The sequence below is a fragment of the Oleiphilus sp. HI0066 genome (assembly GCF_001635725.1).
In genome coordinates this window covers 1-15,533 of record NZ_LWFH01001800.1, presented here as the reverse complement: position 1 = coordinate 15,533, position 15,533 = coordinate 1, and the positions used below count along the sequence as shown (strand labels likewise).

14 protein-coding genes and 1 pseudogene are annotated in these 15,533 nt (G+C 44.9%); 10 read left to right on the top strand and 5 right to left on the bottom strand.

All coding sequences use genetic code 11. From position 1 onward, the window contains the following. Positions 1-195 (bottom strand): annotated as a pseudogene (locus A3738_RS27995) (hypothetical protein); the annotation flags it as partial. 149 nt (positions 196-344) lie between these two features. On the opposite strand from A3738_RS27995, the gene A3738_RS27990 reads away from it, so the two are divergent. Continuing rightward, entirely contained in the window at positions 345-965 is a 621-nt protein-coding gene (locus A3738_RS27990) for an FKBP-type peptidyl-prolyl cis-trans isomerase (protein WP_068480344.1), read from the top strand. Positions 966-1,055: 90 nt separating this feature from the next. Here A3738_RS27990 and nadE read toward each other — a convergent pair whose 3' ends face one another. Further along, on the bottom strand, positions 1,056-1,892 hold the full coding sequence (gene nadE, locus A3738_RS27985; protein ID WP_068480347.1) for an ammonia-dependent NAD(+) synthetase: 837 nt from the start codon (positions 1,890-1,892) through the stop codon (positions 1,056-1,058). Between the two features lie 75 nt (positions 1,893-1,967). Continuing rightward, positions 1,968-2,798 (bottom strand): outer membrane protein assembly factor BamD, encoded by an 831-nt coding sequence (locus A3738_RS27980; protein WP_068480349.1) that lies wholly within the window; start codon positions 2,796-2,798, stop codon positions 1,968-1,970. Positions 2,799-2,934: 136 nt separating this feature from the next. On the opposite strand from A3738_RS27980, the gene rluD reads away from it, so the two are divergent. After that, positions 2,935-3,906, top strand: coding sequence for a 23S rRNA pseudouridine(1911/1915/1917) synthase RluD (gene rluD / locus A3738_RS27975; protein ID WP_068480352.1), 972 nt, complete (start codon positions 2,935-2,937; stop codon positions 3,904-3,906). A 67-nt stretch (positions 3,907-3,973) separates the two neighbouring features. Further along, complete coding sequence (pgeF, locus tag A3738_RS27970) at positions 3,974-4,717, top strand: peptidoglycan editing factor PgeF (protein ID WP_068500532.1); 744 nt, start codon at positions 3,974-3,976, stop codon at positions 4,715-4,717. A gap of 10 nt (positions 4,718-4,727) precedes the next feature. On the opposite strand, the gene A3738_RS27965 is transcribed toward pgeF, so the two are convergent. Continuing rightward, positions 4,728-5,645, bottom strand: coding sequence for a carbohydrate binding domain-containing protein (locus A3738_RS27965; RefSeq protein WP_068502718.1), 918 nt, complete (start codon positions 5,643-5,645; stop codon positions 4,728-4,730). Between the two features lie 163 nt (positions 5,646-5,808). On the opposite strand from A3738_RS27965, the gene clpB reads away from it, so the two are divergent. Next, the gene (gene clpB, locus A3738_RS27960; RefSeq protein ID WP_068502714.1) at positions 5,809-8,385 is read left to right on the top strand and encodes an ATP-dependent chaperone ClpB; all 2,577 of its coding nucleotides are present in this window, start codon (positions 5,809-5,811) and stop codon (positions 8,383-8,385) included. Between the two features lie 38 nt (positions 8,386-8,423). On the opposite strand, the gene A3738_RS27955 is transcribed toward clpB, so the two are convergent. Then, complete coding sequence (locus A3738_RS27955; protein ID WP_068502711.1) at positions 8,424-8,876, bottom strand: DUF4124 domain-containing protein; 453 nt, start codon at positions 8,874-8,876, stop codon at positions 8,424-8,426. Positions 8,877-9,292: 416 nt separating this feature from the next. Here A3738_RS27955 and A3738_RS27950 point away from each other — a divergent pair, with 416 nt between their 5' ends. The 6 genes from A3738_RS27950 (at position 9,293) to A3738_RS27925 (ending at position 15,136) form a co-directional block, all read left to right on the top strand. Then, positions 9,293-11,014: an acetolactate synthase 3 large subunit gene (locus tag A3738_RS27950; protein WP_068480367.1), complete on the top strand. Its 1,722-nt coding sequence runs from the start codon at positions 9,293-9,295 to the stop codon at positions 11,012-11,014. Then, positions 11,014-11,505: an acetolactate synthase small subunit gene (gene ilvN / locus A3738_RS27945; protein WP_068480370.1), complete on the top strand. Its 492-nt coding sequence runs from the start codon at positions 11,014-11,016 to the stop codon at positions 11,503-11,505. The genes A3738_RS27950 and ilvN overlap by 1 nt, the downstream gene beginning before the upstream one ends. A gap of 63 nt (positions 11,506-11,568) precedes the next feature. Next, positions 11,569-12,585 carry a ketol-acid reductoisomerase gene (gene ilvC, locus A3738_RS27940; RefSeq protein WP_068480374.1) on the top strand — a complete coding sequence of 339 codons (1,017 nt, stop codon included), beginning with the start codon at positions 11,569-11,571 and terminating at the stop codon, positions 12,583-12,585. A 91-nt stretch (positions 12,586-12,676) separates the two neighbouring features. Beyond that, positions 12,677-13,492: a CDP-diacylglycerol--serine O-phosphatidyltransferase gene (gene pssA, locus A3738_RS27935; protein WP_082878537.1), complete on the top strand. Its 816-nt coding sequence runs from the start codon at positions 12,677-12,679 to the stop codon at positions 13,490-13,492. A gap of 70 nt (positions 13,493-13,562) precedes the next feature. After that, positions 13,563-14,531, top strand: coding sequence for a protein-methionine-sulfoxide reductase catalytic subunit MsrP (gene msrP, locus A3738_RS27930; RefSeq protein ID WP_068480377.1), 969 nt, complete (start codon positions 13,563-13,565; stop codon positions 14,529-14,531). 2 nt (positions 14,532-14,533) lie between these two features. Beyond that, positions 14,534-15,136 carry a sulfite oxidase heme-binding subunit YedZ gene (locus tag A3738_RS27925; RefSeq protein ID WP_068477182.1) on the top strand — a complete coding sequence of 201 codons (603 nt, stop codon included), beginning with the start codon at positions 14,534-14,536 and terminating at the stop codon, positions 15,134-15,136. Positions 15,137-15,533 lie beyond the last annotated feature (397 nt).

Below are 15,533 nucleotides of genomic sequence, written 5' to 3'. Positions count from 1 at the left end.
CCAACTGAAACCCGCGCGATTCACGCATTTTGTCATGGCTGCGAGATAACGATCTTCTGGAATCTGCTCTAGCTCATTGCTTGAGAAGTGCGTACTTAAAAGGTTTGCTAAGGCTGGTTTTCCGCCTTTTCGTTCGATCGCTCTTTCTAGAATTGCGCTAAAAGCAGTGAGGTCAGTAGGGAGTGTTACAGCCATAATTATTCTTATTGCCAGACAAAACCGTGAATTCGTATCTAATCTTACGAAGCTTTATTTGTAAAGTCTTTAAAAAAGCACGGACTGCCCCTTTTAAATCTTACTTTAGCCCCAATAATTGCAGCTTCATTTAAAAGACTGGAGCAAATATGTCTGATTTAGATTTCTCAACGGATGAAGCAAAAGCATCCTACGGTGTTGGTTTACAAATGGGCCAACAATTAGCAAGCGTTTTTGAAGGCGTTTCACTTGAAGCTGCGCTTGCTGGTATTCAGGATGGTTTCGCAGCGAAAGTACCTCGCGTTGAGGGGCAAGACATCAATGCTGCATTTGGTGTAATTCAAGAGCGTATGCAAGCTGCAGAAGCGGCCAAAGCAAAAGAATTCTCTGCAGCGGGCGAAGCGTTTTTAGCTGAGAACGCTAAGCGTGATGAAGTGACAGTGCTTGAGTCAGGACTTCAGTACGAAGTCATTACCGAAGGTGAAGGCGCTAAGCCAACGGCAGATAGCGTTGTTCGCACACACTACCGTGGTACTTTGATCAACGGTGAACAGTTCGATAGCTCTTATGATCGTGGTGAGCCTACTGAATTCCCAGTTGGTGGCGTTATCGCAGGTTGGACAGAAGCACTCCAATTGATGAGTGTTGGTTCTAAGTGGAAGCTATATATTCCTTATCACTTAGCATACGGCGAGCGCGGTGCTGGTGGTGCGATTGGCCCATACGCAACGTTAGTATTCGATATCGAGTTGATCGAAATCGTAGGCTAAGCCTCCTCGAAAATAAAAAAACCGCCGATTGGCGGTTTTTTTATTTCTGCAGTACAGGACAGTCTTGTTCTACGAGAAGCTGCGGCAGCCTCAGTCGTACACAGTTGGGATAGCTTGACGTTTGTGTTGGGTTGCCTGATAGATCTTAATTAATCGATCTGAGACATGATCTTCGACCTCCCGTCCCTCAAGAAAATCATCAATCTGGTCGTATGAAATACCCAGCGCTTTCTCGTCCTCAAGTCCCGGGTCGTTGTCTTCAAGATCCGCCGTTGGCGCTTTGTGCACAAGATGCTCTGGTGCGCCGAGAGCGCTGGCAAGGGAGCGTACTTGGCGTTTGTTCAATCCGAATAATGGAATGAGATCGACCGCGCCGTCGCCGTACTTGGTGTAAAAGCCAGTAATATTTTCTGCGCTATGGTCAGTCCCTAATACAAGCCCCCCAAGTAAACCTGCAACATAATACTGAGATACCATGCGCACACGCGCTTTTACATTTCCCTTTGCGAAGTCGACGGTATAGGCGTCATTTGGCATAAGCTGTTGCTGGCTGAGTTCCTGTGCAACATTGTCGTGTATTGCGTCAGTACCTGGTTTCACGTTTAAGGTGATGGCACGGCTTGGGTTGATAAATGTAATAGAGTCTTGTGCATCTTGTTCATCGCGTTGCTCGCCGTAAGGTAAGCGGACAGCAATGAATTGATACTCGCTAGAATTATTCTCTGCATTTAATTCATCGATTGCGCGTTGGGCGAGCTTGCCGCATGTGCATGAATCAATGCCGCCACTAATACCAAGAACTAAAGTTTTTTGGCCTGCGGCATTTAGTGTTTGTTTGATAAAGTTTGTACGACGTTCAATTTCGAAATTTACATCGATCTCAGGTTGCACGCGCATCTCTGTAAGAATTTCTGATTTGCTGACCATACTTTACACCTATTGTTTGTCAGTCACTCAGGGTGATATTAAATTCATGCCCTGTTTTGATATCTTGAAAGGTTTTTATTCTAGGAACCCAAAAGAAATCACGCTTAAGAGTGATCGACTTTCCTTTTGAATAAACTGCTTTTTAAATGATCCATCGTCATTGAAAGCGATTCCCTCAGGGTAGTTAGCCTTCAATACAGTGAGAGCATCTTCTTTCAATTTTAGTAAGCCTGTTTCGTCGTAGAGTTCCACCATCATTGCTAATGCTTCTTCGACGACGGGGCTACTAGGAAAACTTTCGACGACATAAGCCGCTCGATTTGCCGCAGCTGTGTACGCTTCGCGACGAATGTAATAGCGGGCTGCATGCAATTCATACGCAGCTAATCGGTTTCGGATCATTAGCATCCGTTTACGAGCATCGGCCGCGTATTGGCTTTCTGGATATTGATTGATGAGTTGCGCGAAGTCTTGGAAGGCTGTTCGCATATTGCCCGGATCGCGAGATGTGATATCAACATCAGTGAAAAATTGAGTTGCGATGCCTCCATCAAGATTGTAGTTAGCAACGCCTCGCAAATAGTACGCATAGTCTACGTTAGGGCTTTGAGGGTGCAGTCGAATAAAGCGATCGGCCGCGAGGATAGCGCCATCTAGATCGAGCGCACTGTAACGCGCATATACTAAATCTAACTGTGCTTGCTCTGCATATTTCCCAAATGGGAAGCGTGATTCGAGTTCTTCGAGCGCTAGCGTTGCTTGTTGGAAGTTACGAAGCTTGATCGATTTCTTAGCGGCTTCGTAAAGTTCTTTTTCACTGGATTCTTTTTTTGGTGCTGAGCTGCATGCAGCTAAAATCGTGGCGCTTAATACGATGATTAAACAGTGTTTGATCCACTGGGGCATAGTTGATGTTTCTCTTCGTGTTTACCGGGCCATGATCAATATTTGTTTAAAGGATTTGGATGAACACAGCTATAATGCGTCGATTATGTCATAACTTTGGGCTGTATCGTAAGAGTCCTACTGCACGGAATAGAAGATGAGTGAGCATACACGCGAGAGCGTAGAAGCGGATTTTGTAATTGATATGGAACATTCTGGGATGCGCTTAGATCAGGCGATTTCGGAATTGATGCCAGATTATTCGCGTTCGCGCCTCCAGCAATGGATTAAACAGGGTGCATTGACTGTAAATGGCGCAGTACTGAAGCCGAAAGAAAAAGTAAAAGTTAACGACTTCATCGAGCTCAGAGCGGAACTTGAAGCGCAGGGTGAGTGGAAGGCAGAGCCTGTTGATCTGGATATTGTTTATGAAGATGAAGCCATATTGATTATCAATAAGCCCGTTGGCCTTGTTGTGCACCCAGCAGCAGGAAATTATTCCGGAACGTTAGTTAATGGCTTACTTCATTATGATGCGAGCTTAGAGAATGTGCCGCGCGCAGGTATCGTGCATCGTTTGGATAAAGATACTTCAGGCTTGATGGTGGTCGCTAAAACCTTGCAAGCCCACGCGCATATTGTTGCTCAGCTACAAGATAGAAGTATGGGGCGTGAATATGAAGCCCTCGTAACGGGAGTTATGACAGGCGGTGGTACCGTCGATGAGCCAATTGCTCGCCATTCTCGAGATCGAAAGAAAATGGCAGTTACGCCTTTTGGCAAGAATGCCGTGACGCATTATCGCGTGGTTAAAAAATTCGATCACCATACGCATATTCGTGTGAAGCTAGAGACTGGGCGTACGCATCAAATTCGTGTTCACATGGCGCACATTGGTTATCCGCTTGTTGGTGACAGAACATACGCAGGACGTTCGAAAGTGCCGGCGGGAACGAGTCCTGAATTCAAAGAAGCATTGAAAGCTTTCCCTCGTCAGGCGCTGCATGCAAAAAAACTCACTTTGATTCATCCTTTAGACGAAGAAGAAGTGAGTTGGGAAGTAGACCTGCCGCAAGACATGCAGCATTTGTTGGCGCTTGTCGCAAACCTTGATGATGTCGGTGAGTGAAGACTCGATTCAACTTCGCGAGATGACTGCTCATTACTGTAGATATTTTTCTTAAAAGGAATCGTTTGTGTCACTAGATCTCATTCAGCCTAATTGGCCCGCGCCGAAGAACGTGCGTGCTTTTGTTTCGACTCGGCTCGGCGGTGTAAGTAAAGCGCCATATTATTCTTTGAATTTAGGCGGTCATGTTGATGATGATCCTGAAGCAGTGCAAGAAAATAGAGAGCGCTTTGCGCACGCGGTTGGGCTTGAAGCTGAGTCGATTGCTTGGTTAGAACAAGTGCATGGCACGGATGTTCTAGAACTGAATGAAGTGCCATCAGGTCTTTTAAAAGCGGATGCCTCCACAACAATGCGATCGAATCTAGCTTGCGTTGTTATGACTGCGGATTGCATGCCTTTATTAATGTGCGATTCGGCAGGTAAGCGTGTTGCAGCCGTGCATGCTGGTTGGCGCGGCATGGCTGATGGCGTGATTCAGGCTGCCTTATCTAAGTTTGATGATGCGAGTGAGGTGATGGTGTATTTGGGACCGACCATTTCTCAGTTAGGGTTTCAGGTTGGCGCTGAAGTAAAGAATCAGTTCGTATCGATTGATGCTGACTTTGATGCTGCGTTTTTGCCAGAGAACGAGAGCGACAAACTCATGTGTAATTTGTATGCGATTGCTCGAATGATCTTACGAAAGGCAGGCGTTAGCAAAGTCTACGGTGGAGGATTTTGTACCTTTGCTCAGTCCGAGCGTTTTTATTCTTTTCGTCGAGATGGGCATGTATCGGGGAGAATGGCCTCCCTCATTTACTTGTCATAAGCCAACAGGCTTAATCAAGTCTTAGATTATCAAAATACAGTGAGAATCCTTGCTCCGGTTTTGCTGAGAAAAGTGCAAGGCTCTGAATGTGTTTCATATCCATTGCTCTCCCTTGTGGCGCTTCACTTATTTCGGAAAGTCGAATCGATATTTTGTTCACGCCTTTTTGTATTTCGAAGCTGCGATTGAAGCGATCAACATACTCATGGTTATGTGTTTTGTCGTGTATTCGGAGTGTTAGTTTCTGTGGTGTGTCTGATTTCGAAAAAATATCAATGCGGAATTGATTGAAGTCAGACCAGTCGTCGTGAATATGCGGCACGCTAAACCCAGGGTATGTCGTGGTGGCAAAGTCCACTTTGAGCGTGGTGCTCGGGTTGTCCCAACCCTTTGGCTTGCTTACTAAGCTTAAGCTTGCTTTATCTCCTGGTCTGTAAAGGCGCATTTGCCACGCGTGCTCGAAATTGAGTAATGACGGAAGCTCTGCTTGACGTTGATACAGTGTGTAGGCGCCATGAGCTGGGACAAACATTGCACTAAAGAGTAAAAACAGCGCGAAGAATCGCACGATTATCTTCTTTTTAAAGGTTCGTTGCGTGCTGACAATAATCAAAATCGCGGAGCAGATACCAATAAAGTTGTAATAAATATCAATGAAACTCGCGCTGCGTTGAAAGAATGGTTGGGATAACTCAATCACGATGCCGATGATGAAACAGAAGCCGCCAACCTGAATCAGCTTCAGCCCCGAGTCTTTTGCTCTAGCAAGGTGGCTCAACAGAAGTGTTAAAAAGAAAAGAATATAGGTGTGGGCACTGTCATGAAGCGGCCCCCAAAACAAATTTTGATTCAATACGTTCTCAATTCCGACAGAGATACCGATAAGGCATGCGAGATAAATAAAAGAATAAAAATGATAAGAAATCATAAAGAGCGTCAATTAATTGGCGGTTCGACCTTGAATTGTTTTTGTTTGTTCCCATCTTAACAGGTAATCAAAATTTAGGTGCAAAGTGCGCCCCATAGTTCAGCGCTTAGGGAAGGCTTTAACGCAGTAATTAAAGTTTGCAGTAGCGCTCAAGGAGAATGGAATGCGAATTGACAGATTAACTAGCAAATTACAAATGGCTTTGTCCGATGCTCAGTCGATTGCACTTGGCAAGGACAATCAGTTTATTGAACCTGCTCATCTTATTCAGGCTTTATTAAATCAGAATGGAAGTTGCAGCGCTTTACTTAGACAAGTGGGCGTTGCGTTGAGCGATTTTAAGGCTGAGCTGAATAAGCTTGTTGAAGCGTTGCCGCAAGTTGAGGGTGGTGATGCGGATGTCCATATGTCGAACGACTTGGGTCGCTTGATGAATATGGCAGATAAATACACGCAAAAACGCGGCGACCAGTACATTTCATCTGAGATCGTCCTTTTGGCGGCAGTGGATGATAAAGCGGCTTTAGGTGCGCTTTTAAAGAAATTCAATGTCAATAAAGCTGCACTAGAAGCGGCAATTGACACGGTCCGAGGAGGCGAGTCTGTGAAAGATCAAGGTGCAGAAGACAATCGAGAAGCCTTAGATAAATACACTGTCGACCTTACAGCGCGAGCGGCAGAAGGGAAGCTTGATCCTGTGATCGGTCGTGATGATGAGATACGCCGAACTGTCCAGGTTCTGCAGCGTCGTCGTAAGAATAACCCTGTATTGATCGGTGAGCCGGGTGTAGGTAAGACCGCTATTGCAGAAGGTTTAGCGCAACGTATTGTGAACGGCGAAGTGCCAGAGGGTCTAAAAGACAAGCGAGTTCTTTCTCTTGATATGGGCGCGTTGATCGCAGGTGCTAAATTTCGCGGTGAATTTGAGGAGCGTTTAAAAGCTTTGCTAAATGAATTGGCAAAACAGGAAGGCCAAATCATCTTATTTATCGATGAAATTCATACCATGGTGGGCGCTGGCAAGGGCGAGGGTTCGATGGACGCAGGTAATATGCTCAAACCAGCTTTATCACGTGGTGAATTGCACTGTGTCGGCGCGACAACCTTGGATGAATATCGCGAGTACATTGAAAAAGATGCAGCGCTTGAACGCCGTTTCCAAAAGGTGGTGGTCGATGAGCCGACCGTTGAGGATACGATCGCGATTCTAAGGGGATTAAAAGATCGGTATGAAGTGCATCATGGCGTTGAAATTACTAACGCTGCGATTATCGCTGCAGGTAAGTTGTCTCATCGTTATATCAGTGACCGACAATTGCCAGACAAAGCTATTGATCTAGTAGATGAGGCTGCGAGCCAAATTCGTATGGAGATGGATTCGAAGCCAGAGTCCTTAGATAAGTTAGAGCGTCGACTCATTCAGCTCAAAATTGAACGAGAAGCTTTAAAGAAAGAAAAGGATGAAGGTTCAAAGAAATCCTTGTTAGAACTTAACAAACGTATTGAGACTGTCGAAAAAGAATTTGCCGATCTTGAAGAAGTTTGGACGTCAGAAAAAGCTGCCTTGCAAGGTTCGCAGCAAGTGAAAAGTCAGCTAGAGCAGGCGCGTGTTGAGCTTGATACAGCGCGTCGTAACGGTGATTTAGGACTTATGTCGGAACTGCAATATGGCAAAATTCCGGAGTTAGAGCGTCAGTTAGACATGGCGAGCCAGGCGGAGATGGTTGGTATGACCTTGTTACGTAACCGCGTGACAGAGGAAGAGATCGCCGAGACGGTTTCGAAATGGACAGGGATTCCTGTTTCGAAAATGCTAGAAGGCGAGAAAGAAAAGCTATTACGTATGGAAGATGCTTTGCATGAGCGCGTGATAGGGCAGCAAGAAGCGGTTAATGCGGTTGCTGATGCGGTACGTCGTTCTCGCGCAGGTTTGTCTGATCCGAATCGACCGAATGGTTCTTTCCTATTCCTTGGGCCAACAGGCGTGGGTAAGACTGAGTTGTGCAAGTCTTTGGCAAACTTCTTGTTTGATACTGAAGAAGCAATGGTTCGTATCGATATGTCTGAGTTTATGGAGAAGCACTCGGTCGCGCGATTAATCGGTGCTCCTCCTGGTTACGTGGGCTATGAAGAAGGTGGTTACCTCACTGAGGCGGTACGACGAAAACCTTATTCGGTATTGTTGTTGGATGAGGTGGAAAAGGCGCATCCAGATGTATTCAATATCCTATTGCAGGTACTTGAAGACGGGCGCTTGACCGATGGGCAGGGACGAACGGTTGATTTTCGTAACACGGTGATTGTGATGACTTCGAATCTTGGTTCAGATGTCATTCAGGCGAAAAGTTCAGGATATGTAGAAGCGAAGTATGATGAAATCAAAGATGCTGTGATGGAATCAGTTGCTGCGCACTTTAGACCTGAATTTATAAATCGTATTGATGAAGTCGTGGTTTTCCATGCTTTGGCAGCTGATCAAATTCAGGGGATTGCGAAAATTCAGTTGGCAAACTTAGAGGCTCGACTGAGAGAACAAGATTTAAGTTTGTCCTTCTCAGAAGAGGCATTGCTTAAACTTGCTGATGCAGGCTTTGATCCCGTTTACGGGGCGCGTCCTCTCAAGCGCGCTATTCAGCGTCGCGTAGAGAATCCGCTTGCTCAGATGTTATTAGCGGGCGAGTTTGTGCCGGGAAGCGTGATTACTGTGTCTGTGAGTGGGGACGACTTAGTCTTTCATTAAGCTCGATATAAAAAGGCAGCCAATTGGCTGCCTTTTCTTTAACAATTCTCTGCGAGATAGGTTTGCGATAATGCGCGCTTATCTGCGATTTCTTCTGGGGTCATGTAACGCATTTGGCCGTTCTCTTTTATCCGTAAGCGAGCGCCGTCAACCATTCTAGACAGATTTTCTTTTACTGCGGCGCACTTGTTGTCATCCCGTGGCGCTTTCTTATCTGTAGTTTGTGAAAGTTGCGCAGCCTTTTCTTGAAGTGCCTGTTCTTTTTCTGGCGTGTTTGGTGCTGGTGAATTGCTCTTGTTTGGGGCCGGTAAGCCTTTTCCTGTTTGAACTTTTACTTCTGACACTTGTTTGTTGGATTCAGGCTTTTTGTCAGAGTAGTGGACGCGCCCCTGCTCATCCGTCCACTTATAAATCTGTCCATAAGCTAGTGTGCTAAGAGAACATAATAGGGCGATAAAGAGCAGTCTTTTTTTGTTGCGATGTTTGTCCATAAAAAATGCCTGAATTATATGAAAATCATTTACTTGTAGGCTTAACTATAAACTAAAGCAGCGGAAAACAAGTTTTTTGTGCAGAAAGTGCGTTTTATTGGTCAAAAAAAACGCACAGATATTGACTATATGTAATTCGCTGTCAGAATTGCAGGTCGCTTAGATCCGGGGTAGTTTGTAGAGGCCTTTCCTAGTGGTTTTCTTATCCCCCCAGCAAGTTAATATGTTGCGACGGCAACATTACTTATTTGAATTTGAGAAGAGTCCAAAAAGCATGACTGTTTTCATAGGCGTTACTCCCCGCCTTAATAAGTAAATTCAACTTGCTAAAGTTGCATCGAAAACGCTTCCAAAAGAAGCGAGCATTACTCGGATTAAGCTTCCAAATTTAACTGTATTATTTAAAGGTAAATATCGTGGAGCTATTGTCTGGCGCCGATATGATTACTCACTCCCTTGCGGACCAAGGCGTTGAGTACATCTACGGATATCCAGGTGGAGCTGCGCTTCATATTTATGATGCGTTGTTTCGACAGGATAAAGTTAAACATATATTAGTTCGTCACGAGCAAGCAGCAGTCCATATGGCTGATGGCTATGCGCGTGCGACAGGTAAAGCGGGAGTTGTATTAGTTACATCAGGTCCAGGTGCAACGAATACGATTACAGGTATCGCAACAGCGTTTACCGACTCTATTCCTATGGTTGTCTTGTGTGGGCAGGTACCTTCAACATTGATTGGTGAAGATGCTTTCCAAGAAACAGACATGATGGGTGTGTCGCGTCCAGTTGTGAAACACAACATGGCGATCAAACATCCTTCAGAAATTCCTGAAACGATTAAAAAGGCGTTTTATATTGCTGAATCTGGTCGACCGGGCCCGGTTGTAATCGATATCCCAAAAGATATGACAGCGCCAAACGAGCGTTTTGAGTATAGCTATCCGAAGAAAGTGAAGCTTCGCTCATACTCGCCGCCAACGCGTGGTCATTCAGGTCAAATTCGAAAAGCAGCTGAGATGCTCTTAAATGCTAAGCGTCCAGTTATATATGCGGGTGGTGGTGTCATTATAGGTGGCGGAACTCAGCAGTTGACGGATTTGGTCAAGCGGTTGAATTACCCAGTGACCTGCACCTTGATGGGTTTGGGTGCTTATCCGGGGACGGGCGAGCATAGTCTAGGCATGCTTGGCATGCATGGGTCTTATGAAGCAAACCAAGCAATGCACCATTCTGATTTGGTTGTGTCAATTGGTGCACGTTTCGATGATCGCGTAACAAATGGCACGGATAAGTTCTGTCCTGGCGCGCGCATTGTTCACGTGGATATCGATCCGGCGAATATTTCAAAAACTATCAAGGTTGATGTGCCAATCGTAGGGCCGGTAGATTCGGTTCTAACTGATCTTCATGCTGCATTAGATGAGTTGGCGGGAACGCCTGATCAAGAAGCCTTGTCGGCTTGGTGGGAAAAAATTGATGGCTGGAGAGCATTTCATGGCGGTCGCTATGATGCATCTACGCAAGATTCGATCAAACCTCAGCATGTAATCGAAACGCTGCACAAAGTTACGAAAGGCGATGCCTTCGTAACTTCTGATGTAGGTCAGCACCAAATGTTTGCGGCTCAATACTATAAGTTCAATAAGCCTAATCGTTGGATCAATTCTGGCGGTTTGGGGACGATGGGCTTTGGTTTGCCTGCGGCAATGGGTATTAAACTGACTCATCCTGATGAAGAAGTTGTGTGTGTTACCGGTGAAGGCTCTATTCAAATGAATATTCAAGAGCTATCAACGTGTAAGCAATATGACCTTCCTTTGAAAGTTTTGCTATTGAACAACCAAGCTCTAGGTATGGTTAAGCAATGGCAGGACATGAATTACGAATCTCGTCACTCTCATTCTTACATGGACTCATTGCCTGACTTTACTAAGTTGGTTGAGTCTTATGGTCATGTGGGTATGACGGTCAATAAGCTAGACGAATTAGAGTCTACCTTAGAGAAAGCGTTCGCAATGAAAGACAAGTTGGTATTTATCAACGTTTATGTTGATCCTTTAGAGCATGTGTATCCAATGCAAATTGCAAAAGGTTCGATGAATGACATGTGGTTGAACAAGACGGAGAGAACATAATGAGACGTATTATTTCTGTCCTTCTTGAAAACGAGCCAGGTGCATTGTCGCGTGTTGTTGGCTTGTTTTCTCAGCGTAACTACAACATTGAAACGCTTACCGTGGCGCCAACTGATGATGAATCCTTATCCCGTTTGACTGTCACAACGACGGGTTCTGACAAGGTTATCGAGCAGATTACAAAGCAGCTAAATAAGTTGATCGAAGTCGTTAAGTTGGTTGATTTGACTGAAGGTAGTCATATCGAACGAGAGTTGATGCTTGTTAAAGTGAAGGCAGCTGGCTCTCAGCGTGGTGAAGTGTCACGTACGGTAGATATTTTTCGAGGGCAAATTGTAGATGTGAATAGCACTGTGTATACCGTTCAGGTTACGGGAGACAGCAGAAAGCTTGACGCATTTATTAAAGCGTTGCCGGAAGGAATTGTATTAGAAGTAGTGCGCAGCGGTGTTTCAGGTATTGCGCGCGGCGAGAAAGTTCTTAGCCTTTAAATTTTATTTTAATTTTAGTTTGCCTTCTTTAAGTTGAAGGTAGAGAGATAGCGGGGAAAAACCATGCAAGTTTATTACGATAAAGATTGTGATCTTTCGATCATCCAAGGTAAAAAAGTAGCAATCATTGGCTACGGTTCACAAGGTCACGCGCACGCATGTAACCTAAACGACTCAGGTGTAGACGTTGTTGTTGGTCTACGTTCAGGTTCTTCTTCTGTAGCGAAAGCTGAAGCTCACGGTCTAACCGTTAAGCCTGTTGCGGAAGCAGTTGCTGGTGCAGACGTAGTAATGATTCTTACTCCTGATGAATTCCAGTCTGTTCTTTACAAAGAAGAGATCGAGCCAAACATCAAGCAAGGCGGTACGCTTGCATTTGCTCACGGTTTCGCAATCCACTACAACCAAGTTGTTCCACGTGCTGACCTTGACGTAATCATGATTGCTCCTAAGGCGCCTGGTCACACTGTACGTTCAGAGTTTGTTAAGGGTGGCGGTATCCCAGATCTTATCGCGATCTTCCAAGACGCGTCTGGCCAAGCAAAAGATGTAGCACTTTCTTACGCAAGCGGTGTTGGTGGTGGTCGTACTGGTATCATCGAAACAACTTTTAAAGACGAGACTGAAACTGACCTATTTGGTGAGCAAGCTGTTCTTTGTGGTGGTGCGGTTGAACTTGTTAAAGCTGGTTTCGAAACATTGACTGAAGCGGGTTATGCTCCAGAAATGGCTTACTTCGAATGTTTGCACGAGCTTAAGCTAATTGTTGACCTTATGTACGAAGGCGGCATCGCGAACATGAACTACTCAATCTCTAACAACGCTGAGTACGGTGAGTACGTTACCGGTCCAGAGGTTATCAATGATGAATCTCGTGCGGCGATGCGTAATGCACTTAAGCGTATTCAAGATGGTGAGTACGCCAAGATGTTTATCCAAGAAGGTGCGACTAACTATGCATCTATGACTGCATATCGTCGTAATAACGCAGCTCACCCAATCGAAGAGACTGGTGCTAAGCTTCGTGCAATGATGCCTTGGATTGCGTCTAACAAGATCGTTGATCAAGAGAAGAACTAAGCGTTTTTGTTAATTAACGCTACACTAAACGGCCTGCAAGGATTATCCTTGCAGGCCGTTTTTTTATGTACGCAGAATATGCTGAGAAGTCATGAGCGAAGAGTCAAAGAATAATCAAGATACTACAAGTGCATTGCACGAGTCTGGGGCCGACAATATTAAGTCGGAGACTGAGTCGTCAGCGGACAAACCAAAGTCGCGTATGGGTAAAGGCATATATTTGTTGCCTAACCTGTTTACAACTGCTTCGTTGTTTTCGGGATTCTATGCAATCGTTGCGGCGATGAATGGCAACTTTGAAAATGCGGCGATCGCAATATTTGTATGCATGGTGTTGGATGGTCTAGATGGTCGCGTTGCGCGTATGACCAACACGCAAAGCGATTTCGGTGCGGAATACGACAGCCTCGTTGATATGGTGGCTTTTGGTGTCGCTCCTGCTCTTGTTGCTTTTACTTTCAGTTTGCAGACGCTAGGAAAGATCGGATGGATTGCAACCTTTATTTACGTCGCGGGTGCTGCATTGAGGCTTGCTCGTTTCAATACGCAGATAGGGTCGGTCGATAAGCGTTATTTTGTTGGTTTGCCAAGTCCTGCGGCAGCAGCTTTGGTGGCTGGCGTGGTTTGGGTGTTCCATGATGCAGAAGTTGGAACATTATTGACCTTGGTTACTATGCTGTTTGTTGCAAGTGCCGGTGTGTTGATGGTGAGTAATGTGCTGTACAACTCCTTTAAGGAGTTCGATCTCAAGCGCCGTGTCCCGTTTACAGCGGTTTTAATTATGGTGGCGGTGTTCGCTGTCGTCGCGTTGGAGCCGTCTTTTGTGTTGTTGTTAGGTTTTGTTATCTATGCTGCATCAGGTCCTTTTTCAAGTGTATTGCGCAGATTCAGAAAAAAAGAAGCGTAAAGGCACTTTTTAGACGAGGAACCGTCTCAGCATAAACTCAACGTTGACGAATTTACGGAAAACTTTAGTTATGCTTATAAAAATCAGGTCCTCGTTAGATATCGCTTCTTCAGAAATAACTAGCGAATCTGCATACTTAAATCGACGAAAATTTTTATCTCTATCTGCAGCAGCAGGTGCTACAAGTTTACTCCCAAGTTCCTCATTGTTTGCGTCAGCGGATGCGTCGGCGTTTCAAAACCTTCCCTCTGTAAACTACGCTCCTGGCGAAAAGATTACTCCATACGAAACAGCTTCCACCTATAACAACTTCTATGAATTTGGAACAGGCAAGTCTGATCCGGCAAAGTATGCGCATGAAATGACGACTAAGCCTTGGTCGGTTGTTGTGAACGGATTGACGGATAAACCTGGTACCTACAACCTTGAAGATGTTCTAAAGGGTTTAGAATTGGAAGAAAGGGTATATCGTTTCCGATGTGTGGAGGCTTGGTCCATGGTGATTCCTTGGGTGGGCTTTTCGTTGTCTGCGCTGTTAAATAAATTTCAGCCCTCCCCTTCAGCCAAATATGTTCGATTTGAAACGCTAAATAGACCAGAAGAGATGCGTGGTGTTCGATCATTTACGTCTTCGATTGATTGGCCATACGTTGAGGGGTTGCGCATGGATGAGGCAATGCATCCTCTGACGATGATGGTTGTAGGAATGTATGGCAAGGAATTGCCAAATCAAAATGGTGCTCCATTAAGACTGATTGTCCCATGGAAATATGGTTTTAAGAGCATAAAGTCCATAGCTCGAATTTCGTTTAGCGAGACACGACCACGAACGAGTTGGGAGAAAGCGGGGCCAAGTGAATATGGCTTTTATTCCAATGTAAACCCCAACGTTGATCACCCTAGATGGAGTCAAAAGACAGAGAGGCGATTACCTAACTCTTTGTTTAGTCCAAATCGCATCGATACCTTGATGTTTAATGGGTATGAAGAGCAGGTTGCATCACTCTACGCTGGGATGGATCTGAAGAAGAACTACTAATTATGAATGTAAAAACTGCTCACTTGATGCGTTGGTGGTTTATTTTTATTGCTTGCTTAGCTCCACTGCCATACATCGTGTATAGATTGGTGGTTAATAACCTTGGGGCGGAGCCGGCGAAAGCTTTAGTAGAGTTCTTGGGGGAAACCTCGCTTATTGTGCTGTTTGTGACATTAGCTGTCACGCCGCTAAGTAAATTCAAGATGCTTCCTAGTTTCGTTAAATATCGCCGTATGCTTGGGTTGTGGGTTTTCTTCTATGCCTGCTTGCATTTGTTGAGCTACGGTATGTTTCTCGTTGATTGGAGAAATTTTATAGAAGATTTGTATCAACGACCCTACGTCATTGTTGGTGCGTTGGCGTTCCTGATCCTATTAGTTTTGGCAGTGACCTCTCCTCGCACGGCAATTAAAAAATTAGGGAAGAAATGGAAGCGTCTGCATCGTTGGGTATATCTAGCGACGTTCTTGGTAGTCGTTCATGTCTATTGGCAGTTAAGAGCTGATTACTTTGAGGCGCTCGTCTACTTCACTTTTTTCGTTGCCCTAATGTCATTTAGGTTAGATGTTCTGCTTGCTTGGAAATCTAAAGTGATCAATAAATAATCGCATTGTATGTATGTTGATCAATTGACGCTTTCTTTAAAATAAAGCGACTTTTTTATGACAAGGCGCTTGCTATCCACGGTGGGATATTTATAATGCGCGCTCGCTTTGAGGGAGACACCTAGGGGAGTCGAAATTGAGGCGAGAAGTGAAGGTCTTCTAGCGTAATTTTTGATCTTTGTTTCTGGTGATTTTTGAGAAGTTTTTGTTGCTTATTTAAGTGTTGAAAACGAGCTCAAAAATAAAATCAGAAAGATCAAAAAAAGTAGTTGACCGGCGAATTAAGATCTATATAATTCGCGCCTCGCTTGAGGGAAGACCCTTCAAAAGGGTTGGAAATAAGCGAGAAGTTAACACCTAATTTTGAGTTTGATTTCAATAAGTTAGTTGCTTAGAA